The sequence below is a fragment of the Streptosporangium sp. NPDC020145 genome, assembly GCF_040631275.1.
GTDB lineage: Bacteria > Actinomycetota > Actinomycetes > Streptosporangiales > Streptosporangiaceae > Streptosporangium.
In genome coordinates, this window is record NZ_JBEXZT010000004.1 from 515,446 (window position 1) to 541,820 (window position 26,375).

The window sequence follows — 26,375 nt, forward strand, 5'->3', positions numbered from 1 at the left end:
CCGGGAGGGGCCGGTCAGTAGTTGCGCCGCACGTGGATGGCCCAGCCTCCGTCGGGAAGCTCGTAGCTCGCCACGTGGTGGTGCGACTTCAGCCTGCACCAGGCCGGGATGTCGGTGAAGGCGGCGGGATCGTCGGCCAGGACCGAGACGATCGCGTTGCGCGGCACGTAGTTGATCTGCTCGGCGAGCATGATGATGGGAATCGGGCATTTCTTGCCCAGCGCGTCGATGGTCAGCGCGGGAGGCTGGCCCGCCTCCGCCTCAGCCGCCTGGATGGACGTCATGGAGCGCTCACTCCCCACATCTTGGTCACGACTTGACTCCCGCGTCCTCACGAATCCTCCTCACCGCGTCCGGCAGGACGGTGAGGAAACGGTCGACATCCGTCGCGGACGCGCCCTGGGGCAGCGATACCCGTACGTTCCCGTGCGTAAGCACGCCCATGGCCTCCAAAACATGCGACGGACGAAGCGTACTGGCCGTGCAGGAGCTGCCAGATGATACGGCGAACCCTGCCTTGTCCAATTCTGTCAGTAACGCTTCACCTTCGACGTAAAGACAGGAAAAGGTGATGATATGCGGTGCCCGGGAGACCGGGTCGCCGATCACCTCGACGTCCGGGACGAGCCGGGGGACCTCGGCCCTGATCCGGTCGACCAGCGCGGACAGGCGGGCCGACTCCCTGGCGGATTCGGCGGCCACGGCGCGCAGCGCGGCGGCGGCGGCCACGATCGCGGGCACGTTCTCGAACCCGGGGACCCTGCGCCGCTCACGCTCGTCCTCGGGCAGTGGGCTGCGCCAGCGGGTGCCCTTGCGGACCGCCAGCACACCGACCCCCGCGGGGCCGCCCCACTTGTGCGCGCTGGCCGTCAGCACCGACCAGCCGCCGGGCGGCGGCATCCGGCCCGCGGTCTGCGCGGCGTCAACCAGCAGCGGCACGCCCGCCTCCCCGCACGCCGCCGCCGCCTCGGCGACCGGCTGGAGCGTCCCGACCTCGTGATTGGCGCTCTGCAGGCAGGCCAGCGCCGTGCCCGGCGCCAGTACGGCCTCGCGGAAGGCGGCCGGGTCGACCGCGCCGGTGAGGCCGACGCCGACCGTCTCGACGCTGCCCCCGTCGCGTTCGTGGACCTCGGCGGCGTGCAGCACACTGGAGTGCTCGACGGCGGAGGTCACCAGGCGGCGCCCGGTCCTGCGCCGCCCGTGCAGGGCGCCCAGCACGCCGAGGTGCACGGCCTGGGTCCCGGAGGAGGTGAAGGAGATCTCGTCGGGGCGGGTTCCCAGGGCCTCGGCGACCTCTGTACGCGCCTGTTCCAGTAACATCCTTGCCCGGCGGGCGGGGCCGTACAGCCTCGCCGGGTCGGCCCAGCCGGCGTCGAGCGCCGCGATGAGAGCCTCGCGTGCCTGAGGGTGCAGCGGCTCTGTCGAGGCCGCGTCGAAGTACGCCACGTCCCAATCGTCGCATCACACGCGGCGCAATCGGGGGCTGCGCGGGGGGGCGAGGGTGGTCCGCGCTAATGTGTCCCCCAGCGTAAAGCTGTGAACTACAAGTTGTGAACATGAACAAACGACCGCCCAGGAGCGATTTCTGGGCTTCATCTGTGGGGTAGGCGATCCGTGAGTCCGACCCGCCGTTCCGCACGGCGTCCGTTGGCCCGCCGCCGGGTGCCACGCGCTGCCGCTCTGGCGCTGCTGCTGGTTTCCGTGTCGGCGTGCAGTGCTGAGAACATCGCCGGGGAGTGGTCTCGTGGCGGTATGACCGAGGGCATCACCAAGCAGGCCGATACCGTCCAGAGCCTGTGGAACGGCTCCTGGATCGCGGCACTCGCCACCGGTTTGGTCGTGTGGGGCCTGATCCTGTGGTCCGTGGCCTTCCACCGTAAGAGGAAGAACTCCAAGGAGAGCCTGCCTCCGCAGGTGCGCTACAACCTCCCGATCGAGATCCTCTACACGGTTGTGCCGATCATCATGGTCGGCGTCTTCTTCTACTTCACCGCGCGGGACCAGAACTACATCAACGCCGTCTCCGGCAAGGCCGACGTCAAGGTCAAGGTCGAGGGCTTCCAGTGGAGCTGGCGCTTCACCACCGACTACAACGGCAAGAAGGCCGAAGTGGTCGGCATGCCCGTCAGCGACTACCGCCAGGGCCCGCGGCTGGTGCTTCCCGCGGGCAAGAAGGTGGAGTTCGACCTCGTCTCGCCCGACGTCATCCACTCCTTCTGGGTTCCCGCCTTCCACTTCAAGCGGGACGTCATCCCCGGAGTGGAGAACAAGTTCGAGGTCGAGACCCTGAACAAGTCCGGTGTGTTCGCGGGCCGCTGCGCCGAGCTGTGCGGTACCGACCACAGCCGGATGCTCTTCTACGTGGAACTCGTCAGCCCAGCCGAGTTCGACAAGTACATCGCTAGTCAGGCGGGTGCCCAGTGACCGCACTTCAAGAGCCCATCGCTCTGACCCCGGTGACGACCCGCAAGGGCTCGGTCGTCGCGAAGTGGATGTCGTCCACCGATCACAAGATCATCGGACACCTCTACCTCATCACCTCGTTCGTGTTCTTCCTGATCGGCGGCGTGATGGCGCTGATCATGCGGGCCGAGCTGGCGCAGCCGGGGCTGCAGCTCACCAGCAACGAGCAGTTCAACCAGCTGTTCACCATGCACGGCACGGTCATGCTGCTGATGTTCGCGACGCCGCTGTTCGCGGGCTTCGCCAACGAGCTGATGCCGCTGCAGATCGGCGCCCCGGACGTGGCCTTCCCGCGTCTGAACATGGTCAGCTACTGGCTGTTCCTGTTCGGCAGCACCATCGCCCTGTCGGGCTTCCTCACCCCGGGCGGCGCGGCCAGCTTCGGCTGGTTCGCCTACGCCCCGCTGTCGGACGCGATCCACTCGCCCGGTATCGGTGGCGACCTGTGGATCGTCGGTCTGACCATCAGCGGTCTGGGCACGATCCTCGGCTCGGTGAACTTCATCACCACGATCGTGTGCATGCGCGCTCCGGGCATGACGATGTTCCGCATGCCGATGTTCACCTGGAACATCCTGCTCACCTCGATCCTGGTGCTGATGGCCTTCCCGGTGCTGGCCGCCGCGCTGCTGGCGCTCGAGGCCGACCGCAAGCTCGGCACGCACATCTTCGACTCGGCCACCGGTGGTGCCATGCTCTGGCAGCACCTGTTCTGGTTCTTCGGCCATCCCGAGGTGTACATCATCGCGCTGCCGTTCTTCGGCATCGTGACGGAGATCCTGCCGGTCTTCAGCCGCAAGCCGCTGTTCGGCTACATCGGCCTGGTCGGCGCGACCATCGCCATCGCCGGTCTGTCGATCACCGTGTGGGCGCACCACATGTTCCCGACCGGCCAGGTGCTGCTGCCGTTCTTCTCCTTCATGACGTTCCTCATCGCGGTCCCGACCGGAGTGAAGTTCTTCAACTGGATCGGCACGATGTGGCGGGGACACCTGTCGTTCGAGTCGCCCATGCTGTTCTCGATCGGCTTCCTGGTGACCTTCCTCTTCGGTGGTCTGACCGGCGTCATCCTGGCCTCGCCGCCGCTGGACTTCCAGGTGTCGGACTCCTACTTCGTGGTGGCCCACTTCCACTACGTCGTCTTCGGCACCGTGGTCTTCGCGATGTTCGCGGGCTTCTACTTCTGGTGGCCCAAGTTCACCGGCAAGATGCTCAACGACACACTGGGCAAGGTCCACTTCTGGACGCTGTTCATCGGCTTCCACACCACGTTCCTGGTGCAGCACTGGCTCGGCGCGGCCGGCTTCCCGCGCCGCTACGCCGACTACAGCCCGGCCGACGGCTTCACCAACCTGAACATGGTCTCCTCGGTCGGCGCGTTCCTGCTGGGCGCATCGACGCTGCCGTTCCTGTACAACGTGTGGCGGACCCACAAGTCCGCCCCCAAGGTCACGGTGGACGACCCGTGGGGCTACGGCAACTCGCTGGAGTGGGCGACCTCCTGCCCGCCGCCGCGGCACAACTTCACCTCGCTGCCGCGCATCAGGTCCGAGCGCCCCGCGTTCGACCTCAAGTACCCGCACATCACCTCGGCCTCGCGTGAGCTGGAGGACAACCGATGAAGGTCCAGGGCTGGCTGTTCATCCTCTGCGGCATCTTCTTCGCCGCGGTGGACGTCGTCTACTGGTTCTGGTCAAGGGAACCGGTCGGCACGACGGCGATGGCGATCTCGGTCGGCTTCGCCTTCATGATCGGCTACTACCTCATGTACACCGCCCGCCGCATCGGCGAGCAGCCTGAGGACGACAAGCAGGGCGAGATCAGCGACGGCGCGGGGGAGCTCGGCTTCTTCAGCCCGCACAGCTGGTGGCCGCTGTTCGTCTGCCTGGCCGTCTCGCTCACCGCGGTCGGCCTGGTCATCGGCTGGTGGCTGTTCCTGATCGGTGTGTTCGCGGTCATCATGAGCATGATCGGGTTCGTCTTCGAGTACTACCGGGGTCACTTCTCGCACTGAGCGCGTCGCCACCCCAGGCTTCCGGAAACGGGCCACGGAGATTCCGTGGCCCGTTTTTTGGTGTTTATTGGGGACCCACACCCATCGCCATATGTGGCGCTCCGCTTACTACGGGTAATAACAGGATCACCGGACCGGTCCTGAACAGGGGAGTACACGTGGGGCACGTGGGACAGACGATGCGTGGTTCGATTCCGGGGGCCGGGCTACTGGCCCTGCTACTGGTGGCCTCATGCTCGGACGGTTCCACCACCGCCGCGCGCGGGCCGGCGGGACCCGTGTCGCACGCGGACGCGGCGGTCAGTGTGGTCCCCCTCGACAGGGCGGGCAACGTGCCCACCCACGCGACCGTCCTGGTGGCGGCCAGCGGGGGGACACTCAGGAACGTCACCGTGAAGGGCCCCAGGAACTCCCTGACGGGTGTGCTGAGCGCCGACGGGACCCAGTGGCACAGTCAGGACACCGCGTTGCCGGGGACGACCTACGAGGTCACCGCGGTCGCGGTGAACCCGGGAGGAAAGGTCAGCGAGACCCACACCTCCTTCTCCACGGTCAAGGCGGAGAAGACCTTCGAGATCAAGGAGTTCCTCCCCGACAAGGAGCTGACGGGCCTGACGGTCGGGGTCGGCATGCCGGTCATGATCACCTTCGACCAGCCCATCACCGACCGCGTCGAGGTCGAGCGCAACCTGGCGATCCGCTCCTCGAAGCCGGTCCTCGGGGCCTGGCACTGGTTCGACGACAAGACCGTGCACTTCCGCCCCAAGACGTTCTGGCCCGCCAACACCACCGTTCGCGTCGACGCCAACCTTGAGGGCGTCAGGGGCGGCAGGGGCGTGTACGGCAAGCAGAACCAGAGCATCCGCTTCAGGGTCGGCCGCTCCCAGATCACCCGGGGCAGCACCCAGACCCACCACCTGACCGTCAGGCGCAACGGCAAGGTCGTCAGGCAGATCCCGATGAGCGCGGGCCAGGGCGGCGCCTGGAAGTACTACACGACCAGCGGCGTGCACCTGGCCATGTCCAGGGAGCCGGTGACCATCATGACCTCGCCCGGCATCGGCCCCGGCTCTCCCGGCTACTACCAGATGACCGTCTACAACACCGTCCGCATCTCCAACAGCGGCGAGTACGTGCACAGCGCCCCGTGGTCGGTCGGCTCCCAGGGGTACTCCAACGTCAGTCACGGCTGCGTCAACGTCAGCCCGGACAACGCCGTCTGGTTCATCAACAACACCCTCATCGGTGACCCGATCATCATCACGGGCACCCCTCGCCCGCTTGAGCCGACCAACGGCTGGGGCCACTGGCAGGAGGACTGGAAGCAGTGGCTGAAGTGGAGCAGCGTCAAGTACTTCACCACCGACTCCCTGTGACGCCTGAAGGCCGCTGAGAGGCCTTTTGCGGCTCTCGGGTCAGAGGAATGCGGCCAGGCCGTTTCCGGGGCTCCGTGAGCCGTACAGGGGCGTCCCGGGGCGGGCGGGGCTCGTCGCCGGCTCCGGGCGGAGACAGACAACGGGGCCCGGACACCTGATCGGTGTCCGGGCCCCGTCGTGTGGCGAAGCTTGTGACGGCCTCTAGTGGGTCAGGGACCTGTCGTCCCCGCCCGAGCCGACCTGCGCGTGCTCGCCGTGCTCGACGCCGTGACCGTGGCCGTCGTCCAGCGGGATCTTCTCGCCGCCGTAGGCCTTGCTCATCTTGGCGCGGAGCCTGCCGAGCGGGCCGCGCATCCCCTTGGGCGGGATGCCGTCCTTGTCGGTGTCGGTCCCGGCGATGGTCGGAACCGGGGCCTTGCCCCGCAGGTGCGCCTCGATGGAGGCCTCCGGCGGAACGTGGACCTCGATGTACTCACCGTGGGGCAGGCGCTTGATGACACCCGACTCCACGCCGTGCCCGATGATCGCCGCGTCGCTGCGCTGCAGGCCGAGGCAGATCCGGTAGGTGACGATGTAGGCCACCAGCGGGCCGAGGAAGACCAGGACCCGGCCGATGTAGGTCGTCCAGTTGAGCGAGACGTGGAAGACCGAGGAGATCTCGTCGTTCGCGCCCAGCAGCCACAGCACACCGTAGAACGTGATGGCCGAGATGCCGATCGAGGTGCGGTGCGGGTTGTTGCGGGGACGGTCGGCGACGTGGTGCTCGCTGCGGTCCCCGGTGACCCACTGCTCCAGGAAGGGATACAGGGCCAGGCCGGTCATGATGATGCCCATCGGGACCAGCGCCGGGATCAGCACGCTCATCGGCAGCGTGAAGCCCAGGACGTTGATCTCCCAGGAGGGCATCAGACGGAGCGAGCCCTCAAGGAAGCCCATGTAGAAGTCGGGCTGGGAACCCGCCGAGATGTCGGCGGGCGTGTAGGGACCGAACAGCCAGATCGGGTTGATCTGGGCGAAGGTGCCCAGCAGCGCGATCACGCCGAACGTGAACATGAAGTACGCGCCCGCCTTGGCCATGAAGGCCGGGTAGAACGGCGCGCCGACCACGTTCTCGTTGGTGCGTCCCTTGCCCGGCATCTGGGTGTGCTTCTGCACCCACATGAGGACCATGTGGGCGGAGATGAGCGCGAGCAGGATGCCGGGGATGAGCAGGATGTGCAGCGAGTAGAACCGGGAGATCACGTCCTCGCCGGGATACTCGCCGCCGAAGAGGAAGAAGGTGATCCAGGTGCCGACCAGCGGCAGCGAGATCGCCACACCCTCGGTGATGCGCAGACCCGCGCCGGAGAGCAGGTCGTCGGGCAGGGAGTAGCCGGTCAGGCCCTCGGCCAGCGCCAGCGTCAGCAGCAGCACGCCGATGAGCCAGTTCAGCTCGCGCGGCTTGCGGTACGCACCGGTGAAGAACACACGGAGCGCGTGCACCATCATGCCGGCGACGAACAGCAGGGCCGCCCAGTGGTGCATCTGCCGCATCAGCAGACCACCGCGCACGTCGAAGCTGATCTGCAGAGCCGAGGCGTACGCCTCGGACATCGTGACGTCCTTGAGCGGTTCGTAGGAGCCCTCGTAGACGACGTGCGCCATGGAGGGCTTGAAGAAGAACGTCAGGAAGGTGCCGGTCAGCAGCAGGATGATGAACGAGTAGAGCGCGATCTCACCCAGCAGGAACGACCAGTGGTCGGGGAACACCTTGCGCAGGTTGCGCTTGAGGAAGTTTCCCGCGCCGAGCCGGTCGTCGAGGAAACCGCTCGCGCCCGCGATGGGCTTCGGAACCGTTCCGGTGCTCATGCGTGGCCTCCCTTCTCACGGACCTCGGCCTCGGCGTCGCCGCGCTCCCAGAAGCTGGGCCCCGGCGGGACGGCGAAGTCGGCCGTGGCGACCAGGTAGCCCTCGCTGTCGACGGCGATGGGCAGCTGGGGCAGCGGCCTGGCGGCCGGACCGAAGATCACCTTGGCGCCGTCCGCGGCGTCGAAGGTGGACTGGTGGCACGGGCACAGGATGTGGTGGGTGGTCTGCTCGTACAGGGCCGCGGGGCAGCCGACGTGCGTGCAGATCTTGGAGTACGCCACGATCCCGTCGTGCGTCCAGTTCTTGTTCGTCCCGGACTTGATCTCCTCCGGGCGGAACTTGATCAGGATCAGCGTGGCCTTGGCCAGGGCGTCGAGGTCGTGCTCGTAACCTTCGGGCACGACCGACAGGATGCCGCCGGGGGAGTTGAAGTCGGCCGCGCGGATCGGCGCGCCGGTTCCCTCGACGACGAGCCTGCGGTCCTTGCCGTCCTTGGTCTTCTCGCCCCAGACGGTGTGCCGCAGCTTCTCGGGGAAGTTCTTGTAGCGCGGGCCGAGATCGCGCAGCAGCACTATCGGCAGCACGCCCAGCGGGGCGGCGGCCAGCAGGAGCGTACGGCGCAGCAGCGGCCGCTTGGTGATGCCGCTCTCGGCGGCGCCCTGCAGGAAGGTCTCGCCGACCTGCTCCCTGACCTCGGAGGAGGAGGCCATCGTGTGGCGCTCCTGGACCAGGCTGTACTTCGGCATGACCATGCGGACCCAGAACACGATGCCCGCCGCGAGCGACAGCAGCGCCAGGGTCAGCGAGCCGCCCAGCGCCAGGGTCGAGGTCTTGGTCGTCTCGACGTCGCCCACCTGGAAGATCACGTAGGAGGCGACGAAGGCGACCGCGGCCAGGAAGGTGATGAGGAAGCACAGGGCCGCGGCCCGCTCACCCTTCCTGGCGGTCTGCTCGTCCTGCAGGTTCACACCCGGGACGTCGGCTGCGGCTTCGGTGCGCTCCTCCTCGCCCAGCAGGGAGGTGGCCGTCGCGGGCGCCGGGGTGCCGATGACGCGGTGTGGCACGCGCCCCTCGGGCTGTTCGATGTCGTGGTTGTTGTCTGTCATTGGTGGGCCTGTCGCTTCTTGGCGGTGATCCAGATAGCGGCCAGGGCGAGCAGGCTGATGCCCGCGATCCAGGCCACGAGACCCTCGGTCACCGGACCGATGCGGCCGAGGCCGGCGCCGCCCGGGTTGGGCTCGTCACGCACGCCCACGATGTAGGCGATCATGTCCCGCTTCTGGTCGGGGGTGATGATGCTGTCGTTGAACACCGGCATCGCCTGCGGGCCGGTGACCATGGCCTCGTAGATCTGCTTCGGGGTGGCCTCGTTCAGCGGCGGGGCGTACTTGCCCTGGGTCAGGGCACCCCCGGCGCCGACGAAGTTGTGGCACTGGATGCAGTTCGCGCGGAACAGCTCGCCACCCTTCGACTTGTCACCCTTGGCCGGGTCGACCTGCTCGTCGGCGGGGACGGTGGGACCGCCGCCCAGCGACTGGATGTAGGCGGAGAGCTGCCGGACGGTGTCCTCGTTGACCCAGGGCGCCGTCGGCTTGCGCGGGGCCTGGGCGCCGGGGTTGGCCAGGGGCATACGGCCACTGCTGACCTGGAAGTCCACGGCGGCGGCGCCGACGCCGACGAGCGTCGGGCCGTTCTTGGTGCCCTCGGCGCTGAGGCCGTGGCAGCTGGAGCAGCTCTGCTCGAAGAGTTTCTTACCCTCGGCGACGTCGTCGGCCCTGCCGGACGCGATGGCCGCGTCAGCCCGCTCGCTCGTCGGAGCCGCGAGGGTGTAGAACCCCCCGAGCAGCCCAAGGGCAAGAAGCAGGACGGCGTATCTCGCGAGGGGATGCCGCCGCCCAGCGGTGATCCTATTCACAGAGATCCCCGATTCCTTAATGAATGCCGTAGATGGTCACGAAAAGGCCGATCCAGACCACGTCGACGAAGTGCCAGTAGTAGGACACGACGATGGCGCTGGTCGCCTGCTCACGGGTGAAGCGCTTCGCGGCGTACGTGCGTCCCAGCATGAACAGGAACGCGATCAGTCCACCGGTCACGTGAAGGCCGTGGAAGCCCGTGGTCAGGTAGAACACCGAGTCGTACGCGGAGTGCGACAGGGTGTGCCCCTCCTCGACCAGCTGGCTGTACTCGTACAGCTGGCCGGCGACGAACACGGCACCCATCAGGAAGCTGACGATGTACCAGAAGCGCAGCTTGGCGACCTGGCCCTTCTCAGCCGCCCACACGCCCAGCTGACAGGTCACGCTCGACAGGACCAGAATGATCGTGTTGACCAGCGAGAACTGGACGTTCAAGTGAGCCTCCGGCCAGGGGAGACCCTGGCCGAGACTGACCGACCGGATGGTGAAGTACATCGCGAACAGCGCCGCGAAGAACATGAGCTCAGAGGACAGCCAGACGATCGTCCCGACGCTGACCAGGTCTGGCCTGCGGGACGAATGCGCTGTCGTCGTCGTTGATATTGCGGATGCTGTCGCCACGGGCAGCATTATTGCGGTTCTCCTGGTCGGGTCGCCGCACGACCCCCCACTAGGGGGTCCCCGCGCTCCCTAAAACCGGGCTTATGGCGCATTTATCTCATGGATGCGTCCGGTCTGGGTCTCCGGGCGAGCCGCCCGGTACCATCCCAGGTGACCATACATCGACAAGGGATAGTGAGCGCCACCGTGAGCACCGACGACAAGATGAGGGTCCTCGTCTACAGCGACGACGCGAGCACTCGCGAGAAGGTGCGGCAGGCGATCGGCAGGCGTCCCGCCGCCGACGTGCCCCTCGTGGAGATCGTGGAGTGCGCCACCCACGCGAAGGTCGTCCAGCACTTCGACTCGGGTGAGATCGACGTCGCCGTGCTCGACGCCGAGACCCAGCCCGCGGGCGGCATGGGGGTCGCCAGGCAGGCCAAGGACGAGGTGTACGACTGCCCGCCGATCTGCCTGCTGATCGCCCGCCGCGACGACCGGTGGCTGGCCGAGTGGTCCCGCGCCGAGGCCGTCGTGCCGCAGCCGATCGACCCGGTCGTGCTGGCCGACACCGTCGCCGACCTGATGCGCCGCCGCCTGTCGAACCGCCTGACCGCCCGGTAGACCGAACCCCTCTGGAGACCCCACATGGACGCGCGCACCACCTGGCCCGCGTTGTTGTCCGCCCTGCTCGCGGGTGAGCACCTCACCGCGGACGAGAGCTCCTGGGCGATGAACGAGATCATGTCCGGTTCGGCGACCTCCGTGCAGATCGCGGGCTTCGCCGTGGCGCTGCGGGCCAAGGGGGTGACGGTCGCCGAGCTGACCGGGCTGACGCGCACCATGCTGGAACGGGCGACCCCGCTGACGGTCGAGGGGCCCGTCGTCGACGTCGTCGGCACCGGTGGCGACCGTGCCCACACCGTCAACGTCTCCACGATGGCCGCCATCGTGGCCGCCGCGGCCGGCGCCCGGGTCGTCAAGCACGGCAACAGGGCCGCCTCCTCCCTCTGCGGGGCCGCCGACGTGCTGGAGCACCTGGGAGTCGTGCTCGACCTGACGCCGGAGAACACCGCCAGGGTCGCCGTCGAGGCGGGCATCTCCTTCTGCTTCGCGCCCGTCTACCACCCGGCGCTGCGCTTCGTCGGGCCGGCGCGCAAGGAACTCGGCATCCCGACCGTCTTCAACTTCCTCGGGCCGCTGACCAACCCCGCCAGGCCGCAGGCCCAGGCCATCGGCATCTTCGACCCGATCATGCTCCCCGTGGTCGCCGGCGTGTTCGCCGAGCGCGGCGTCTCCGCCCTGGTCTTCAGGGGCGACGACGGTCTCGACGAGCTCACCACCGCGACGACCTCGACCGTCTGGATCGTGCGTGACGGCACCGCGAGGAAGACCGTCTTCGACCCGGCCGTGCTCGGCATCCCCAGGTCCGACCAGGACGCGCTGCGCGGCGGGGACGTGGCCTTCAACGCGCAGGCCGTACGCGACCTGCTGGGCGGCAAGACCGGGCCGGTCCGCGACGCGGTGCTGCTCAACGCCGCCGCGGCCCTGGTCGCCTACGACGCCGCGGGCGACGACCTGGACGCCGCGATGGCGGGCGCCTACGCCAGGGCGGGACAGGCCGTCGACTCCGGCGAGGCCGGGGCGCTCCTCGACCGCTGGGTCGAGGTCAGCCAGGCTCTGAAAACGCCCTGATCCGCGAGTCCTCCCCTCCCGGGCGGACGCAAGATCCTCCCGTGAGGGGATGTCGCGCTGGTCGTGGCCGCCCTAGATTGCGCCCATGTGGCGTGTTGACCTTCCTGCCTGGCGAGTGGCGCTCGGCCTGCTTGTCCTCGCGGTCGTCTGCCTCTCGCTGGCCGCGGCGAGGCTGGCGCGTGAGCGACGCCTGCTGCTGCTGAGCCTGGCCGCCGAGCGCACCAGGCTGGCCGGGCAGCGGGAGGCGCTGAGCCGTGCCGCGGCGATGCGGGAGCGCGCCCGCATCGCCGGGGAACTGCACGACGTGGTCGCCCACGGGGTCAGCATGATGACGCTCGGCGTCGGCGCGGGCCGGATGATCATGGAGAAGGACCCCGCGAGGGCTCGCGAGACACTGCGCGTCGCCGAGGAGTCGGGCCGTCAGGCGCTCGTCGAGTTACAGCGGATCCTGAGCCTGCTGAGCGTCGAGGGCGCCCCCGCGGCGACCAGGCACCCCCAGCCAAGGCTGTCCGACCTGTCCGACCTGCTGACCCAGGTCCGTACGGCGGGCCTGCGGGTCGAGGTGGTCGAGGACGGGTCCCCGGCGGAGGTCGGCCTGACCCTGGAACTGGCGGCCTACCGGATCGTCCAGGAGGCGCTGGGCAACACGCTCAAGCACGCGGGAGCCAGTACGGCCCATGTCACGCTGCGCTGGCGTCCCGGCTTCCTCGACGTGCTCGTCCGCGACGACGGCCAGGTGGTTCCTCCGCCCGCCGGGGCCGGCGCCGGGACGGGGCTGCTCGGCATGCGTGAGCGCGCCACGATGTTCGGCGGGAGCCTGGAGGCCAGGCCGATGCCCGAAGGGGGGTTCGAGGTGCGGGCCCGCCTGCCGACAACGGGCGAACTACGCCCGGGGGCCCGCCTGCCCACCTGAGGGGCCGGTCAGTCCGACTCGCCCAGGCCGATCGAGAAGGCGGCCTCGAGGTCGTGCCGGGAGTAGGTGCGGAAGGCGATGTGCGTCTCGGTGCGCAGCACCCCGGCCACCTTGTTCAGCCTGCCGGGGATGACCTCGGCGACCTGCTCGTAGGCGGGGACGCGGACGATGGCCAGCAGGTCGTACTCCCCGGTTATGGAGTAGACCTCGCTCACCCCGTCGAGCTCGGCGATCGTCTGGGCCACCTCGGGGATCCGGTCCACCTCGGCGTTGATGTGCACGATCGCGGTGACCACTGGCTCTCCTCCTGGTTGGGAACTGCTCCCACGACGCTATCAGCGCCCCCTGCGGCCCTCGCCGTCCCCGTACTGCTCACGGGAGCGGTAGGCCAGGTCGATGCGGGACCTGAACCGTCCGGCGCCGCCGATCGGCAGGCTCCAGCCGCCCTCGACCTGCACCAGCCGCACCCCGGGCGCCTCCAGCCAGCGCAGCACGCACTCGGTCTCCTCGGCCCCGGCGGCCGGGACCGGGCCGGGACCGGGCACGACGGTCTCCGCCGTCGCCACCAGCGCGTCCACGAACGGGGTCGGGTGGGCGCCTCTGGGCATCACCCCGGCCGAGACCAGCCTGCCGTGCCTGACGACGTGGATCTCCCAGTCGCCGCCCGTCAGCGGGGCCGCGGCGACCAGCTGCGGCAGCGAGGTCAGCCCGCGCAGCCGCTGCATGCGCGCCGAGACGCGCACGTAGGAGGCCAGCCGGTCGCGGTCCGCCGCGGCCTCCTCGTAGCGCTCCTCACGGGACAGGCGCTCCATCCTGGCCTCGATCGCGGAGAAGACCTCCGAGGCGTCCAGCTCCATCGCCCTGCGGGCGGCCGCGGCGTGCAGGCCGTACTCCTCGACGCTCTGACGGCCCTCGCAGGGGGCGCCGCACCGGCCGATCCCGGCCAGTGCGCACGCGGGCCGGCCCGTGCGGAGGGTGATCCGCTCCGTGCACCGGCGCAGGGGGATCGCCTCGTGCAGCGCGGAGCGGGCGTCCTCGGCGGCGCGGACGCTGCCGAACGGGCCGAGGTATCCGGCCCCGTCGTCCTTGACCTCGCGCACGACGGACAGGCGGGGGAAGGGCTCCTCGGTGAGTTTGAGCCAGACCATCCGCTCGGGGAAACGCGACCTGCGGTTGTAGCGCGGTTTGGCCGAGCCGATCAGCCTGAGCTCTCTGACCTCGGCCTCAAGGGGGGTGGCGCAGACGATGGTCCTGATCCGCTCGGCGACGGCGACCATCTCGCGGATCCTCGGCCGGGTCTCGGCGGCGGTGAAGTAGCTGCGGACACGGTTGCGCAGGTTGGTGCTCTTGCCGACGTAGAGGGGCTCGCCCCGATCGTCCTCGAACACGTAGACCCCCGGCTCGCCGGGCACCCCGTTGGCCAGGTGGCGTTTGCGGCGTTGCTCGGGCGTCGGCGCCCGCACGAAGCCCTTCAGCTCCTCCAGCGTGTGCACCCCGAACGAGCCCGCCCGCTCGATCAGGGCGTGCAGCACGTCCACGGTCGCCCTGGCGTCGGCGAGCGCGCGGTGGCACGGCTCGGTCCTGCTGAAGACCCTGGCCAGGGTGGAGAGCTTGTAGTTGGGGACCTCGTCGCGGGTCAGCAGCCTGCGGGCCAGCACGACGGTGTCGACCACGGGATTGCCGGGCGGGGGGTAGCCCAGGGCCGCGCAGGCCGCCCTGACGAACGACAGGTCGAAGCCCGCGTTGTGGGCGACGAACGTGGCGCCCCTGGCGAACTCCAGGAAGGAGGGCAGCACCGAGTCGATCCTCGGCGCGGCGGTCACCATGGCGTCGGTGATGCCGGTGAGCACCGAGATGAAAGGCGGGATCGGTGAACCCGGATCGACCAGCGTGCCGAACTCGCCGAGCACCTCACCGCCGCGAACCTTGACCGCGCCTATCTCCGTGATGGCGTGCTCGTCGGCGGAGACCCCCGTGGTCTCCAGGTCGAACACGACGAACGTGATCTGCTCAAGCGGCGTGCCCAGTTCGTCAAGCGTCCCCTGCACGGCGTACTCCACGGCTCACGACCATAGGAGCATCGACCGACATTTACCGCTCCGGGGTCCGCCTGGCGTCGTTCCCCCTTGGTGTTCCGGCAACCCTCACGTAACCCTCATCTCACCGCGCGGGCACCATGGGGCACGAGAGGCTCAGATGGGCTCACTCGTCCCGTACGGCCGCGCCCGCCGCCCACAGCGCCAGCCCGAGCACCCCGAGCACGATGCAGGCGAAGACCTCGTAGCCCTCCAGCAGGCCCACGCGGTGCACCAGGAACCACTCGCGGCCGAGGCTCCCCGGCCCCCCGAACTCGCCGATCACGCCGCCGGCGGCCTGGACGACGCAGACGCTCCCGAGGATCCGCAGGGTCGCTCTCATGCCCTCGATGGTGACGCGGGGACCGGATGGGCCGCGTCGGCCGAAAGTCGGCGGAACGTCGACTTTGGTCGGTACCGGACGTTCCGGATGGGTCCTACCCTCGGACAACGTGACGGAGTATCGGTGGCTGCTGCCCGCGGTCCTGCACGGTGACCTGGCGGGCGAGCGGTCCCCGACGCGGCGTTCGGCCCGCGACTGGGGTGTCGACATCGTCGTCTTCGTCGTGGCCGCGCTGCTGGGGCTCGCCACCGCGCTGGCCATGCGACCCGGAGGTTCGACCCCGTACGCCGTCGTCCTCACCGACCAGATCGTCGGGGCCGCCGCGTGCGCGCTGCTGTGGCTGCGGCGCCGCTGGCCGGTCGGTCTGGCCCTCGTCATGGTGCCCGCCGCGCTCGCCTCGGGCATCGCCTCCGGAGCCGTCGCCGTGGCGCTTTTCACGGTCGCGGTGCACCGCCCCTTCAAGACGGTCGCCGCGATCACCGGGTTGCACGTCCTCGCACTCGTCCCCCAGCTGTGGTGGCGGCCCGACCCGGAGGTCTCCTACTGGGGGGCGATGGCGTTCTCGGTGCTGTCCTACCTGCTGCTGATCATGTGGGGCATGTTCGTCAGGGCGAGGCGCCAGCTGGTGCTCTCGCTGCGCGACCGCGCAGAACGGGCGGAGGTCGAGGCCGAGCTGCGGGTCGAGCGGGCCAGGCACATGGAGCGCGAGCGCATCGCCAGGGAGATGCACGACGCCCTCGCGCACCGCCTGTCGCTGCTCAGCGTGCACGCCGGGGCCCTGGAGTACCGCCCCGACATCCCCCGCGACGACCTGGTCAGGACGGCGGGGGTGCTCAGGACGGGGGCGCACCAGGCGCTCCAGGACCTGCGGGAGGTCATCGGCGTGCTGCGGCTCGGCGGCGAGGAGACCGCCCCTGACCGGCCCCAACCGACCCTCGCCGACCTGGAGGGCCTCGTCGAGGAGTCCAGGCTCGCGGGCATGGAGGTGACGCTCGACATGCGGGTGGCCGAGCCGGGCAGGGCGCCCGCAGGGCTCGGCAGGAACGTCTACCGGATCACCCAGGAGGGACTGACCAACGCGCGCAAGCACGCGACCGCGGCCCCGGTCGACGTCACCGTCAGGGGAGGGCCGGGAGACGGGCTCACCGTCGAGATCGGCAACCCCACGACCTCCGGGCGGGCCATCCCGGGCAGCGGGACGGGGCTGATCGGGCTCACCGAGCGGGCCGGGCTCGTGGGCGGGCGCCTCGCCTACGGTGTGGGTGAGGACGGCAGGTTCCGGCTCAGCGCGTGGCTGCCGTGGGCCACGTGAGGCGTACGGCGGGGCGATGACGGCCGAGGTGACGGGGTGTGGTTAACGTGGCGGACATGAGTTCCCCGCCCGCGGGTCAGGCGATCCGCGTGCTGATCGTGGACGACGACGCCCTCGTCAGGGCCGGGCTGTCGATGATCCTCGGCGGCGCCCCCGACCTGCTCGTCGTCGGCGAGGCGGGGGACGGGCTTGAGGTACCGGAGCTGGTTGCCGCGCACCGGCCGGACGTGGTGCTGATGGACATCCGCATGCCCAGGGTCGACGGACTGACCGCGACCGAGCGGCTGCGCGCCGCCCCCGCCCCTCCCGAGGTGGTCGTGCTGACCACCTTCCACGCCGACGCCCAGGTGCTCCGGGCCCTGCGGGCCGGGGCGGCGGGGTTCCTGCTGAAGGACACCCCTCCGGCCGACCTGGTCGCCGCGATCCGCAGGGTCGGCGCGGGCGAGCCGATCCTGTCGCCCGCCGTCACCAGGCAGCTCATCGCGCACGTCTCCGACGTCGGCGCGGGCACCCGCAGGGAGCAGGCGCGGGCGTCGCTCGCGGTGCTCAGCGAGCGTGAGCGCGACGTCGCGCTCGCCGTCGGCAGGGGAAGGTCGAACGCGGAGATCGCCGCCGAGCTCTACATGAGCGTGGCGACGGTCAAGGCGCATGTCTCCCGGGTGCTGACGAAGCTGGAACTGAACAACCGGGTCCAGATCGCGCTGACCGTTCACGACGCGGGTCATTTGATCTGACCTGTTCTGATCTGAATTGGCCAGGTATGGACACGACCGTGCCGGGCATGGCCGGGGCACCTGGCCGGACACCCGCCGCCGATGTCACGTTCGCCTGGGAAGGGGGGCGGCGGACGTCGGCCAGGTCGGTGCCCGGGTGAGGTAGCCGTACCCTTGACGTGAAGACCGATCCGAGTAGGGGCCGTGATGAGTTCAGCCGGAGAGGGCCTGTCTCGTCCACTGCCCGAGCAGGTCCGCTTACACGTCGTGGAGCTGGCGTCCCAGGTTCTGGGGTCGATGCCGCAGGCAGTGATGCCCGCGCCGCTACGGGGGATCGCCAAGTTCGACCCGAGGAAACGGGCCAGGCTGGGCGGCGCGCCGATCGCCGCCCAGCTGGAGACCGACAAGAAGTTCCGCGAGCTGGTCGCGGAGACACTGGCCGCGAGCTGGCCCGAGCTGGTCGAGAGCCTCGCCGAGGGTGTCGTGCCGCCCGCGGCCGAGCCGGTGCTGGTGGCGGCTGCGGCCTATCTGACCAGGCCACCCGGCTGGGTGGAGATGGTCGAGACCGCCCGCGCCGACCTTGAGCGCTCCGCCGCCGTCGCCGAGGGGTCGGCGCAGGAGCAGACGCTCACCCGGCTGCGCGAGCAGCTGGCCGCGCAGAAGGCCTCGGCCAAGGAGGAGGCCGACCGGCTGCGCGAGCAGCTCAAGGGGTCCAGGTCCGAGATCTCCGACCTGCGCCGCAGGCTGCACGACGCCAGGGAGCGCACCAGGGCCGCCGAGGCGCGGGCCGCCGAGATGGAGGAGGCCGCGCAGGAGGCCAAGGCCGCCGCGACCGCCGCGGGGAGCGCGGGGGAGAGCGAGCTGCGGCGCCTGAGGGAACGGGTGGCCGACGCCGAACGGCAGCTTGAGGCCACGCGAAGGGCCGCCCGTGAGGGCCGCAGCGTGGAGGACACCAAGGTCCGCATGCTGCTCGACGCACTGCAGGACGCCGCGGCCGGGCTGCGCAGGGAGCTGGCGCTGCCGTCGAGCATCCACCGGCCCGCCGACTCCGTCTCCTCTGTCGCGCCGGGCAGGCACGGGGTCCAGGCGGTGCCCGCGCGGGCCCTGGCCGACGACGACCCCGCCCTGCTCGACCAGCTGCTCGCGCTGCCGCAGATCCATCTGATCGTGGACGGCTACAACGTGACCAAGACCGGGTACGGCGCGCTGACCCTGGCCGACCAGCGCAACCGGCTGCTGACCGGGCTCGGCGCGCTGTACGCCCAGACCCGCACCGAGCTGACCTGTGTCTTCGACGGCGCCGAGCTGAACGGCCCGGTGCCGGTCTCCGCGCCGCGCGGCGTCCGGGTGATGTTCAGCTCCCCCGGGCAGATCGCCGACGACCTGATCCGCCAGCTCGTGCGGGCCGAGCCCGTCGGACGGGCCGTCGCGGTCGTCTCCTCCGACCGCGAGGTGGCCGAGTCGGTCCGCCGGATGGGCGCCAGGCCCGTTCCCGCGGTGCTGCTCCTGCGCAGGCTCGGGCGCGCCTGATCCGTCCTTCCCGGCTCGGGCCGCCTCCTGGCTGACATCTACAGGTAAAGAACAAAACCGCCAAAAAGGTGAGCTGACCCTTACCGGTTCTGTACTATTTCGCCCCAGGTCTTTACGTGGTCTTTGCGTGGGGAGGCGGCGTCGTGGCCGTGGCGGGTGTGCCGGTTGGGTTCGTGCGTGTGCCGATGGCTGCGGGACTGGCCTTGGCCCTGCTCGTGACTCCGATCGGGAGTGCGGCGGCCAAGCCGAAGCCGACGGTCGCGCAGACCAAGCAGAAGCTGGCCAAGCTCAACGAGCAGGCCGACCAGCTCGTCGAGAAGTACAACCAGGCGGGCGAGAAGTGGAAGAGGGCCCGCAAGAAGTACGCGGACCTGAACGCCGACCTGTCGAAGCAGTCCGCGAAGGTCGCCGGGCTCCGCGACGACCTCGTCACCATGGCCGTCACCACCTACCAGGGCGGCGCCATCGGCTGGCCGAACCTCGTCGGTGAGGTCAACCCCAACCTGGTGCTGAGCGGCCTGGCCACGGCCGACCAGATCTCCGCCTCCCGTGCCGAGAGCCTGCACGCCTTCGACGAGGCCAACAAGACGCTGCGTGACAACCGCGACAAGGCCAAGCAGGCCTTGGCCGACGCGGACCAGACGCGCGACGAGCTGGCCGAGGAGAAGGAGAAGGTCGAGAAGATGATCAAAATCCAGACGAAGGTGCTGCGCGACCTCGGCACCTTCAGGCCGGGTGACCCCAACAGCACCGGCATGCAGTACAACGGCTCCGCCTCGGGCAACGCCAGGGCCGCGCTGACCTTCGCCTTCGCCCAGCTCGGCAAGCCCTACCGGTACGGCGGCACCGGCCCGGACAGCTGGGACTGCTCGGGGTTCGTGCAGGCCTCCTGGCGCAGCGGAGGCGTGAGCCTGCCCCGCACCACCTGGGAGCAGTGGAGCTGGGGCGCCAAGCGCAAGGTCTCGCTGAGCGACCTCCAGCCGGGGGACATCCTCTTCAGCCAGGGCCTGGGGCACGTCGGGCTCTACGCGGGCAACGGCAAGATCATCCACGCTCCCCAGACCGGGGACGTCGTCAAGGTCGTCCCCCTCTCCTCCTACGGCGGCCGTCTGCTCGGGGCCGTCCGTCCCTGACCCCCCTTGGCCCCGTCCATGTCCACGGGGCCTCTGGGGGCCGTCTGAACGCCTTCGCGACCGCGGGCCGTCCGTTCCACGGGCGGCCCGTTTGGCATGCCCGGGATCGCCGGAGTGGTCCTGTTCGACGCCCTTGTAGGTGAAGGGGCGCTTTGGGAAGTCACTGATAAATGTGATTTATGTGACACTTGTTGTGCTTCTCTGGAAGATCATTTCGAATGTGACGAGGGTCATATTTATAAGATCGTGATGCCGCACTATCAGGCCTTTCGTAAACATGAAAACCTTTTTGTGGATCTTCGTATTTGATGGGGTCTTTGCCGGGGCTTGGTGATCGGGGTACCTTCTGGCGGTCGCAGTGAGCAAGCCATGCCACCGCGTCGAATGCCGGTCCTGCGGGCCGGTGTCCGTATAGATATCCAGTCGGCCGCCGTTCCCCGAAGGGATCGGTTCCCATCACGGCGGCCCGCCGAGTTCGTGCAGCCAGGAGGCACGGAGCCGGGGAACCATCGGCCCTTGACATGTGGCCAGGGGTGAATCGACGCGTTTGCCGTCGTAGGGCGTCTTCCCAGCCCGAACCCGTCAGCTAACCCGGTAGGCATCAGTGGAAGTCCCAAGGAGAAATCCTGTCTACCACCCTGCAAAACCCCCGTTTGTCGCGCTTTTTCCGCCTTTACCTGGGTGGATTCGTCCTCACGCTGACCGCCTCAACCGGAGCGGTGGCACTGGGGCCGGCAACAGCACAGGCGACGACGGATACCGCGGTCGCGGTTCAGGCCAGGAGTACGGCGAAGGACACGTCGAAGAGCGCATCGAAGGGCACGTCGGAGGGCACTGCCGCGAACACGGCGAAGGCCCGTGTCAAGCGCACGGCGAAGGCCGCGATGAACCGGGCCGCACGGCAGCGGTCCAGGGCCAGGACGGCCGTGGCGACGGCCAGGAAACAGATCGGCGATCCGTACCGGTGGGGTGCCTCCGGTCCCGGAGCGTTCGACTGCTCGGGCCTGGTCCAGTACGCGTGGCGCAAGGCGGGCGTCTCCCTCCCCCGGGTGACGGGCAGCCAGTACCGCGCGGTCAGGAAGAAGGTCTCGTGGAGCAAGTTGCACCTCGGTGACCTGCTGTTCTTCTACGGCAAGGGCCACGTCGGCATGTACGTCGGCCACGGCAAGATGATCCACTCGCCGAGCAGCGGCAAGTCGGTCAGGATCGTGACGTTGAAGGGGTACTACAGGTCCGCCTTCGCAGGAGCGGTCCGTCCCGGCACCTGACAGCGGCGGACGGCCCCGCCCATCCTCCCGCGGATGGGCGGGGCCGCCGCCTGCCGGGGAACGTTCCGGCCGGGGCGTCGGCTAGCATCGGCTGCCATGTCCGTCCCGAAGGGGCGCCGCGCCGTGCTCGCCGGGATGCTCGCGCTGGCGGGCGCCGGGCTCGGCGGGGCGAGGCCCACGCCGCAGACGGCCCGCGACCTGTGGCCCGGCGCCGCCGAGGTGGTCCGGGGCGAGCGCTCCCTTGCCGTCGGCCACCGTGTCCCGCCCGCCGAACTGCGTGATCTCGCGGCCAGGGCCGACCGCGCCTGCCGTACGATCGCGCGGGTCTGGGGGCCGGTCAGGGCGGTGGTCGTGGTCCCCGCGACCGACGACGAGGCCGCGGAGCTCGCGGGGACGGCGCAGACCGGCGGGCTGGCCGCGCTGGCGACCGCGGACCGGGTGATCGTGGTGCCGACGGGATACGCCAGGCTCAGCGAGACCGGCAGGGACGTGGTGATCACCCACGAGCTGACCCATCTGGCGACCGGCGCCACCAGGGGCGGGCGGGTCCCGATGTGGCTGTCGGAGGGGTTCGCCGACTACGTGGGCTACCGGGACGCGGGGATCGCCGTCAGGACCGTTGCGGCCGAGCTCGCGGCCGAGGTGCGCGCGGGCGTCCTGCCCACGGAGCTTCCCGGCGGGGACGGCTTCTCCCCCGGCGCCCCCAGACTCGCGCAGGCCTACGAGGAGGCCTGGCTCGCGTGCCGGTACGTCGCGGAGCGCTTCGGTGAGAAGGCGCTGGTGAGGCTTTACGGTAGCGATGTCGGCAGCACGCTGGGCCTGTCGCGCGCGGAGTTCACCGCCGCGTGGCGCGACCATCTCCGGAGGGAACTCTCATGACGCGGAGCGTGGAGGAGACACCGGCGCGGGAGCGGGGCGGGGCCAGGGGAGCGGGGATCGCGCTCGCCGTCCTGGGGGCGATCACGCTGGCGGTCGTGGCGTTCACCACGCCGTGGCGGGCGCTGCCCGAGGCGGCGCCGTACGTCGCGCCGGACCCGGCCCGTGACTTCACCCCGGCGCAGATCGCCAGGGCGGAGGCGTTCGACGCCGCGGTGAGCCTGCCGTCCTACCTGTCCCTGGGCCTGACGCTGGTCGTGGCCGGGGTGCTGGTCGCCACCCCGCTCGGCGCGCGGCTGCTGGGCCGCCTGCGGGGGCCGTGGTGGCTGCGGGCGTTGCTCGGCGTGCTGGTGATCTCCGTGGCCGTCGCGGTGCTGCGCTGGCCGTTCGGCATGTGGGCGGAGACCTATCTGCGCGAGTACGGCCTGTCCACCCAGACCTGGGCGTCGTGGTCGGCCGACCGGATCAAGAACACCGCGGTCGGCGCCGTGCTGACGGCGATCATGGTGGTCGCCGTGGTCGGGCTGGCCCGCCGCTACCGGCGGTGGTGGCTGCCCGCGGCGATCGGGGCCTTCGCGCTGACCATGCTCGCCTCCTTCGCCTACCCGGTGGTCGTCGAGCCCCTGTTCAACGACTTCAAGCCCATGGCCGCGGGGGAGCTGCGCTCCGGCCTGCTCGACATGGCGGCCAAGGACGGCGTCCCGGTCGAGGACGTGCTCGTGGCCGACGCCTCCCGGCGCACGACCGCGCTCAACGCCTACGTCTCGGGGTTCGGCGCGACCCGCAGGATCGTGGTCTACGACACGCTGCTGCGGGCCCCGGCCGACGAGGTCGAGCTGGTGGTGGCGCACGAGCTCGGCCACGCCAAGGCGGGCGACGTGCTGTACGGCACGCTCGTCGGCGCGCTCGGCGCCGCCTGCGGGGCCTGTCTGCTCTACCTGATCACCTCGGCCGGTCCGGTACGGCGCCGCACCGGCGTCCCCTCGGCCGCCGACCCCAGGGCGGTCGGGCTCCTGATGGGGCTGCTGAGTCTGGCGACCGTGCTGTCGGGCCCGGCGCAGAACGTGATCAGCAGGCACATCGAGGCCCGCGCCGACGCGCACGCGCTCGACCTGACACGGCGGCCCGAGACGTTCACGGCCATGCAGAAACGGCTCGCGATCACCAACATTTCTGATTTGTCGCCAGATGTCATTGAATATCTGCTCTATGTGTCTCATCCCACGACACCGCAGCGCATCGCCATGGCCCGCTCCTGGGCCCTGCTGAACGGCGCCGGGGAACCGTGACCCGCACACTGATCGTCACCAACGACTTCCCGCCCAGGGCCGGGGGCATCCAGTCGTTCGTGCACGGCCTGGCCGCGGGCCGCCCGCCGGAGACGGTGGTGGTCTACGCCCCGCGCTGGCCGGGGGCCACGGCCTTCGACGCGCGGCAGCCGTACCCGGTCGTGCGTCACCCCACCTCCCTGATGCTGCCCACCCGGCAGGTCGCCCGCAGGGCCGCCCGGCTGGTGGCCGAGTTCAAGTGCGAGACGGTGGTCTTCGGGGCGGCGGCGCCGCTCGGCCTGCTCGCGCCCAGGATGCGCGCGGCCGGGGCGCGGCGGATCGTCATGCTCACCCACGGCCACGAGGCCGCCTGGGCCGCGGTCCCGGCCGTCGGAAGACTGCTGGCCAGGATCGGCGCGCACGCGGACACGGTGACCTACCTGGGGGAGTACACCCGGCGGCGCCTGGCCAGGGTGATCCCCCAGGACCGCCTGGTACGGCTCGCCCCCGGCGTCGACACCGGCCTGTTCCGCCCCGGCGCCGGGGGTGAGGCGGTCCGCGCCGCACTCGGCCTGCGGGGGCGTCCCGTCGTGGTCTGCCTGTCCAGGCTCGTGCCGCGCAAGGGCCAGGACGTCCTGCTGCGGGCCTGGCCCCGGGTGCTCGGCGCGGTTCCCGAGGCGGTCCTGCTGATCGTCGGCGGCGGCCCCTACCGGGGCGCGCTGGAACGCCTGGCCCGGCCCCTGGGCGGCTCGGTCATGATGACCGGCCCGGTCCCGTGGGCGTCGCTGCCCGGCTACCTCGACGCGGGAGACGTCTTCGCCATGCCGTGCCGTACGAGGCTGGGGGGTCTCGACGTGGAGGGGCTCGGCATCGTCTACCTGGAGGCCTCGGCGACCGGGCTGCCCGTGGTCGCGGGCTCCTCAGGCGGCGCCCCGGACGCGGTGCTGGACGGCGAGACGGGCCTGGTCGTCGACGGCTCCCGCCCGGAGGAGGTCGCCGGGGCACTGGTCCGCCTGCTCGGCGACCCGGCGCGGGCCAGGGAGATGGGGGAGCGCGGGCGCGCCTGGACCGAGCGGGAGTGGGACTGGAGCCACGTCACCGGCCGCTTCGCCCATCTGCTCGACGCCGGGCACTGAGCGGCCGGGTCAGGCCGGATAGGCGTGGGTCTCGGTCGCCTTGACCGAGGCCCAGATCGACTGCCCGGGGGCCAGGCCCAGCTCGGCGACCGCGGCGGTGGTGACGTCGGCTGCGACGGGCAGCGGCCCCTCCAGGTGCACGCGGACGCTGTCGCCGTGGCGTTCCACGCCCTCGATCACGGCCCGCCACAGGTTGCGCGGACTCCCGTCGGGGCGGGTCCGGTACAGGGCGACCGCGGAGGGGGCGAACGCGACGAACGCCGGGCCCTCGACGGGTTCGGCCACTCTGAAGCGCACCCCGTCACCGGTGCCGACCGTGACGTGCGAGCCTGTCGCGACGCCGCGGTGGAGGTTGAGGCCGACCAGGCGGGCGACGTAGTCGGTGCGCGGGCGGCGGGCCACCTCGGCCGGGGTGCCCTCCTGCACGACCGTGCCGTCCTCGACGACGACCAGCAGGTCGGCCAGGACCATGGCGTCCAGCGGGTCGTGGGTGACCAGGACGGTCGCGCCGTCGAAGTCGGCCAGGTGGCGGCGCAGCCGGGAGCGGATCTCCAGCCGGGTGTGGGCGTCCAGCGCGGCCAGCGGCTCGTCCAGCAGCAGCAGGCGCGGCTCGGCGGCAAGGGCGCGGGCCAGGGCGACCCGCTGGGCCTGCCCGCCCGACAGGCGCCCCGGCCTGGTCGCCGCGTACTCCTCAAGGCCGATCCGCCTCAGCCATTCGGCGGCCGTACGGCGTGCCCGCGCCCGGCCTGCTCCCTGGCAGCGCGGTCCGAAGGCGACGTTCTCCAGGGCGGAGAGGTGGGGGAAGAGCAGATAGTCCTGGAAGACCATGCCGACCGGGCGGTGTTCGGCCGGCAGCGTGTGCAGGGGACGCCCGTCCAGGGTGATGTGGCCGTCGTCCATGGGGGTGAGCCCGGCCAGGGCGCGCAGCGCGGTCGTCTTGCCCGCGCCGTTCGGGCCGAGCAGCGCGACGACCTGGCCGGGGGCGACGGTCAGGCCGATGTCGAGGCGGAAGGAGGGCCTGGTGACGACGACGCGGGCCCGCAGGGTCATGGGGCCCTGCGGCCACCGCTCGCGCGGGCTCACGGCGTGCCCGTCCAGCGGTCACGCAGGCAGGCCAGGATGACCACGGAGACGGCCAGCAGGACGAGGCTGAGCACGACGGCCGCCTCGGGCTCGGTCTCCAGCGCCAGATAGACCGCCAACGGCATGGTCTGGGTCCTGCCGGGGAAGTTCCCGGCGAAGGTGATGGTCGCGCCGAACTCGCCGAGCGCGCGGGCCCAGCACAGTACGGCCCCGGCCAGCACGCCGGGGGCGACCAGCGGCAGGGTCACCCGGCGGAAGACGGTCAGCCGGGAGGCGCCCAGCGTGGCCGCGGCCTCCTCAAGACGCGTGTCGGCGGCGCGCAGCGCCCCCTCGACGCTGATGACCAGGAACGGCATGGCGACGAAGGCCTCGGCGACCACGACCCCGGCGGTGGTGAAGGGCAGGCTGACGCCGAGGGTCTCGTCGAGCCACCGGCCGACCAGGCCGCGCCGTCCCAGCACCAGCAGCAGCGCGACCCCGCCGACCACCGGGGGCAGCACCAGGGGGACGGTGATCAGGGCGCGCAGCAGGCGCCGCCCGGGGAAGGAGACCCGGGCCAGCAGCCAGGCCAGCGGCACGCCGAGCAGCAGGCAGGCGAGCGTGGCCAGGGTCGCGGTCACCAGCGACAGACGCAGCGCCTGCAGTACCTGGGGCTCGGCCAGCCGCGCGGCCATGGTCGGCCAGGGCGCGCGCAGCAGCAGCCCGGCCGGCGGCAGGACCAGGAAGACGACACCCAGGAGGGCGGGCAGCAGCAGAAGCCAGGGCGGGCGGCCCCGGCTCCCGTATGTTCTGCTCCGGGAGCGTGTCACG

The 26,375-nt window shown here is 70.4% G+C and carries 26 protein-coding genes and 1 riboswitch; of the genes, 15 read left to right on the forward strand and 11 right to left on the reverse strand.

From position 1 onward, the window contains the following. Positions 1 to 14 precede the first annotated feature (14 nt). Together ABZ463_RS10725 and ABZ463_RS10730 are read right to left on the reverse strand one after the other, a co-directional pair. Entirely contained in the window at positions 15 to 284 is a 270-nt protein-coding gene (locus ABZ463_RS10725; RefSeq protein WP_352008836.1) for a sulfurtransferase TusA family protein, read from the reverse strand. Between the two features lie 25 nt (positions 285 to 309). Continuing rightward, positions 310 to 1,446 carry an aminotransferase class V-fold PLP-dependent enzyme gene (locus ABZ463_RS10730; RefSeq protein WP_362775290.1) on the reverse strand — a complete coding sequence of 379 codons (1,137 nt, stop codon included), beginning with the start codon at positions 1,444 to 1,446 and terminating at the stop codon, positions 310 to 312. Between the two features lie 306 nt (positions 1,447 to 1,752). Here ABZ463_RS10730 and coxB point away from each other — a divergent pair, with 306 nt between their 5' ends. From coxB to ABZ463_RS10750, 4 genes are all read left to right on the forward strand, one after another. Then, positions 1,753 to 2,424, forward strand: coding sequence for a cytochrome c oxidase subunit II (gene coxB / locus ABZ463_RS10735; RefSeq protein ID WP_352008838.1), 672 nt, complete (start codon positions 1,753 to 1,755; stop codon positions 2,422 to 2,424). A 68-nt stretch (positions 2,425 to 2,492) separates the two neighbouring features. Next, positions 2,493 to 4,085, forward strand: coding sequence for a cytochrome c oxidase subunit I (gene ctaD, locus ABZ463_RS10740; RefSeq protein ID WP_352009451.1), 1,593 nt, complete (start codon positions 2,493 to 2,495; stop codon positions 4,083 to 4,085). Further along, the gene (locus tag ABZ463_RS10745) at positions 4,082 to 4,477 is read left to right on the forward strand and encodes a cytochrome c oxidase subunit 4 (protein WP_352008839.1); all 396 of its coding nucleotides are present in this window, start codon (positions 4,082 to 4,084) and stop codon (positions 4,475 to 4,477) included. Before ctaD ends, ABZ463_RS10745 begins: the two co-directional genes overlap by 4 nt. Positions 4,478 to 4,656: 179 nt before the next feature. Continuing rightward, the gene (locus tag ABZ463_RS10750) at positions 4,657 to 5,853 is read left to right on the forward strand and encodes an Ig-like domain-containing protein (protein WP_352008840.1); all 1,197 of its coding nucleotides are present in this window, start codon (positions 4,657 to 4,659) and stop codon (positions 5,851 to 5,853) included. A 201-nt stretch (positions 5,854 to 6,054) separates the two neighbouring features. On the opposite strand, the gene ABZ463_RS10755 is transcribed toward ABZ463_RS10750, so the two are convergent. The 4 genes from ABZ463_RS10755 to ABZ463_RS10770 are packed head-to-tail and all read right to left on the reverse strand — an operon-like array spanning position 6,055 to position 10,250. Then, positions 6,055 to 7,701, reverse strand: coding sequence for a ubiquinol-cytochrome c reductase cytochrome b subunit (locus tag ABZ463_RS10755; protein ID WP_362775293.1), 1,647 nt, complete (start codon positions 7,699 to 7,701; stop codon positions 6,055 to 6,057). Then, entirely contained in the window at positions 7,698 to 8,807 is a 1,110-nt protein-coding gene (locus tag ABZ463_RS10760) for a Rieske 2Fe-2S domain-containing protein (RefSeq protein WP_362775295.1), read from the reverse strand. Before ABZ463_RS10760 ends, ABZ463_RS10755 begins: the two co-directional genes overlap by 4 nt. After that, positions 8,804 to 9,616 (reverse strand): c-type cytochrome, encoded by an 813-nt coding sequence (locus ABZ463_RS10765; RefSeq protein ID WP_352008843.1) that lies wholly within the window; start codon positions 9,614 to 9,616, stop codon positions 8,804 to 8,806. Before ABZ463_RS10765 ends, ABZ463_RS10760 begins: the two co-directional genes overlap by 4 nt. Positions 9,617 to 9,632: 16 nt before the next feature. Beyond that, positions 9,633 to 10,250 carry a heme-copper oxidase subunit III gene (locus tag ABZ463_RS10770; RefSeq protein WP_352008844.1) on the reverse strand — a complete coding sequence of 206 codons (618 nt, stop codon included), beginning with the start codon at positions 10,248 to 10,250 and terminating at the stop codon, positions 9,633 to 9,635. A 195-nt stretch (positions 10,251 to 10,445) separates the two neighbouring features. On the opposite strand from ABZ463_RS10770, the gene ABZ463_RS10775 reads away from it, so the two are divergent. The 3 genes from ABZ463_RS10775 (at position 10,446) to ABZ463_RS10785 (ending at position 12,828) form a co-directional block, all read left to right on the forward strand. Then, entirely contained in the window at positions 10,446 to 10,844 is a 399-nt protein-coding gene (locus ABZ463_RS10775) for a hypothetical protein (RefSeq protein ID WP_362775341.1), read from the forward strand. Between the two features lie 24 nt (positions 10,845 to 10,868). Further along, positions 10,869 to 11,915 carry an anthranilate phosphoribosyltransferase gene (gene trpD, locus ABZ463_RS10780; protein ID WP_352008845.1) on the forward strand — a complete coding sequence of 349 codons (1,047 nt, stop codon included), beginning with the start codon at positions 10,869 to 10,871 and terminating at the stop codon, positions 11,913 to 11,915. Positions 11,916 to 12,000: 85 nt separating this feature from the next. Beyond that, positions 12,001 to 12,828: a histidine kinase gene (locus ABZ463_RS10785; protein ID WP_352008846.1), complete on the forward strand. Its 828-nt coding sequence runs from the start codon at positions 12,001 to 12,003 to the stop codon at positions 12,826 to 12,828. 8 nt (positions 12,829 to 12,836) lie between these two features. Here ABZ463_RS10785 and ABZ463_RS10790 read toward each other — a convergent pair whose 3' ends face one another. The 3 genes from ABZ463_RS10790 to ABZ463_RS10800 all read right to left on the reverse strand — a co-directional run bounded on the left by ABZ463_RS10790 (position 12,837) and on the right by ABZ463_RS10800 (position 15,246). Further along, on the reverse strand, positions 12,837 to 13,124 hold the full coding sequence (locus ABZ463_RS10790; protein ID WP_352007292.1) for an Lrp/AsnC ligand binding domain-containing protein: 288 nt from the start codon (positions 13,122 to 13,124) through the stop codon (positions 12,837 to 12,839). A 39-nt stretch (positions 13,125 to 13,163) separates the two neighbouring features. Then, positions 13,164 to 14,888 carry a DEDD exonuclease domain-containing protein gene (locus tag ABZ463_RS10795; RefSeq protein ID WP_352008847.1) on the reverse strand — a complete coding sequence of 575 codons (1,725 nt, stop codon included), beginning with the start codon at positions 14,886 to 14,888 and terminating at the stop codon, positions 13,164 to 13,166. A 142-nt stretch (positions 14,889 to 15,030) separates the two neighbouring features. Continuing rightward, complete coding sequence (locus tag ABZ463_RS10800) at positions 15,031 to 15,246, reverse strand: hypothetical protein (RefSeq protein WP_352008848.1); 216 nt, start codon at positions 15,244 to 15,246, stop codon at positions 15,031 to 15,033. Between the two features lie 109 nt (positions 15,247 to 15,355). Between ABZ463_RS10800 and ABZ463_RS10805 the strand changes: the two genes are divergently transcribed. From ABZ463_RS10805 to ABZ463_RS10840, 8 genes are all read left to right on the forward strand, one after another. Continuing rightward, positions 15,356 to 16,558 carry a histidine kinase gene (locus ABZ463_RS10805; RefSeq protein ID WP_352008849.1) on the forward strand — a complete coding sequence of 401 codons (1,203 nt, stop codon included), beginning with the start codon at positions 15,356 to 15,358 and terminating at the stop codon, positions 16,556 to 16,558. Positions 16,559 to 16,614: 56 nt separating this feature from the next. Then, positions 16,615 to 17,292 carry a response regulator transcription factor gene (locus tag ABZ463_RS10810; RefSeq protein WP_352008850.1) on the forward strand — a complete coding sequence of 226 codons (678 nt, stop codon included), beginning with the start codon at positions 16,615 to 16,617 and terminating at the stop codon, positions 17,290 to 17,292. 186 nt (positions 17,293 to 17,478) lie between these two features. Continuing rightward, complete coding sequence (locus tag ABZ463_RS10815; RefSeq protein ID WP_352008851.1) at positions 17,479 to 18,801, forward strand: NYN domain-containing protein; 1,323 nt, start codon at positions 17,479 to 17,481, stop codon at positions 18,799 to 18,801. Between the two features lie 185 nt (positions 18,802 to 18,986). Continuing rightward, positions 18,987 to 19,934 carry an NlpC/P60 family protein gene (locus tag ABZ463_RS10820; protein ID WP_352008852.1) on the forward strand — a complete coding sequence of 316 codons (948 nt, stop codon included), beginning with the start codon at positions 18,987 to 18,989 and terminating at the stop codon, positions 19,932 to 19,934. Positions 19,935 to 20,391: 457 nt separating this feature from the next. Further along, a riboswitch (cyclic di-AMP (ydaO/yuaA leader) is annotated at positions 20,392 to 20,550 on the forward strand. A gap of 268 nt (positions 20,551 to 20,818) precedes the next feature. Next, positions 20,819 to 21,202, forward strand: coding sequence for a C40 family peptidase (locus tag ABZ463_RS10825; protein ID WP_362775301.1), 384 nt, complete (start codon positions 20,819 to 20,821; stop codon positions 21,200 to 21,202). A gap of 96 nt (positions 21,203 to 21,298) precedes the next feature. Continuing rightward, positions 21,299 to 22,081 (forward strand): hypothetical protein, encoded by a 783-nt coding sequence (locus ABZ463_RS10830; RefSeq protein ID WP_362775303.1) that lies wholly within the window; start codon positions 21,299 to 21,301, stop codon positions 22,079 to 22,081. Continuing rightward, positions 22,078 to 23,367 carry a M48 family metallopeptidase gene (locus tag ABZ463_RS10835; protein ID WP_352008854.1) on the forward strand — a complete coding sequence of 430 codons (1,290 nt, stop codon included), beginning with the start codon at positions 22,078 to 22,080 and terminating at the stop codon, positions 23,365 to 23,367. The genes ABZ463_RS10830 and ABZ463_RS10835 overlap by 4 nt, the downstream gene beginning before the upstream one ends. Further along, on the forward strand, positions 23,364 to 24,482 hold the full coding sequence (locus ABZ463_RS10840; RefSeq protein WP_362775305.1) for a glycosyltransferase family 4 protein: 1,119 nt from the start codon (positions 23,364 to 23,366) through the stop codon (positions 24,480 to 24,482). Before ABZ463_RS10835 ends, ABZ463_RS10840 begins: the two co-directional genes overlap by 4 nt. Before the next feature lie 9 nt (positions 24,483 to 24,491). Here the strand turns inward: ABZ463_RS10840 and ABZ463_RS10845 are convergent, their stop codons facing one another. Both ABZ463_RS10845 and ABZ463_RS10850 read right to left on the reverse strand, forming a co-directional pair. Further along, positions 24,492 to 25,532 (reverse strand): ABC transporter ATP-binding protein, encoded by a 1,041-nt coding sequence (locus ABZ463_RS10845; RefSeq protein WP_362775343.1) that lies wholly within the window; start codon positions 25,530 to 25,532, stop codon positions 24,492 to 24,494. A 29-nt stretch (positions 25,533 to 25,561) separates the two neighbouring features. Further along, positions 25,562 to 26,374, reverse strand: a complete 813-nt coding sequence (locus ABZ463_RS10850) for an ABC transporter permease (protein WP_352008856.1) — start codon at positions 26,372 to 26,374, stop codon at positions 25,562 to 25,564. Position 26,375 lies beyond the last annotated feature (1 nt).

Coding starts and splice junctions, on each gene's coding strand:
- ABZ463_RS10725 (WP_352008836.1), bottom strand. CDS start 284: ATGACGTCCATCCAGGCGGCTGAGGCGGAGGCGGGCCAGCCTCCCGCG.
- coxB (WP_352008838.1), top strand. CDS start 1,753: ATGACCGAGGGCATCACCAAGCAGGCCGATACCGTCCAGAGCCTGTGG.
- ctaD (WP_352009451.1), top strand. CDS start 2,493: ATGTCGTCCACCGATCACAAGATCATCGGACACCTCTACCTCATCACC.
- ABZ463_RS10745 (WP_352008839.1), top strand. CDS start 4,082: ATGAAGGTCCAGGGCTGGCTGTTCATCCTCTGCGGCATCTTCTTCGCC.
- ABZ463_RS10750 (WP_352008840.1), top strand. CDS start 4,657: ATGCGTGGTTCGATTCCGGGGGCCGGGCTACTGGCCCTGCTACTGGTG.
- ABZ463_RS10755 (WP_362775293.1), bottom strand. CDS start 7,701: ATGAGCACCGGAACGGTTCCGAAGCCCATCGCGGGCGCGAGCGGTTTC.
- ABZ463_RS10760 (WP_362775295.1), bottom strand. CDS start 8,807: ATGACAGACAACAACCACGACATCGAACAGCCCGAGGGGCGCGTGCCA.
- ABZ463_RS10770 (WP_352008844.1), bottom strand. CDS start 10,250: ATGCTGCCCGTGGCGACAGCATCCGCAATATCAACGACGACGACAGCG.
- ABZ463_RS10775 (WP_362775341.1), top strand. CDS start 10,446: ATGAGGGTCCTCGTCTACAGCGACGACGCGAGCACTCGCGAGAAGGTG.
- trpD (WP_352008845.1), top strand. CDS start 10,869: ATGGACGCGCGCACCACCTGGCCCGCGTTGTTGTCCGCCCTGCTCGCG.
- ABZ463_RS10785 (WP_352008846.1), top strand. CDS start 12,001: ATGTGGCGTGTTGACCTTCCTGCCTGGCGAGTGGCGCTCGGCCTGCTT.
- ABZ463_RS10800 (WP_352008848.1), bottom strand. CDS start 15,246: ATGAGAGCGACCCTGCGGATCCTCGGGAGCGTCTGCGTCGTCCAGGCC.
- ABZ463_RS10810 (WP_352008850.1), top strand. CDS start 16,615: ATGAGTTCCCCGCCCGCGGGTCAGGCGATCCGCGTGCTGATCGTGGAC.
- ABZ463_RS10815 (WP_352008851.1), top strand. CDS start 17,479: ATGAGTTCAGCCGGAGAGGGCCTGTCTCGTCCACTGCCCGAGCAGGTC.
- ABZ463_RS10820 (WP_352008852.1), top strand. CDS start 18,987: ATGGCTGCGGGACTGGCCTTGGCCCTGCTCGTGACTCCGATCGGGAGT.
- ABZ463_RS10825 (WP_362775301.1), top strand. CDS start 20,819: ATGAACCGGGCCGCACGGCAGCGGTCCAGGGCCAGGACGGCCGTGGCG.
- ABZ463_RS10830 (WP_362775303.1), top strand. CDS start 21,299: ATGTCCGTCCCGAAGGGGCGCCGCGCCGTGCTCGCCGGGATGCTCGCG.
- ABZ463_RS10835 (WP_352008854.1), top strand. CDS start 22,078: ATGACGCGGAGCGTGGAGGAGACACCGGCGCGGGAGCGGGGCGGGGCC.
- ABZ463_RS10845 (WP_362775343.1), bottom strand. CDS start 25,532: ATGACCCTGCGGGCCCGCGTCGTCGTCACCAGGCCCTCCTTCCGCCTC.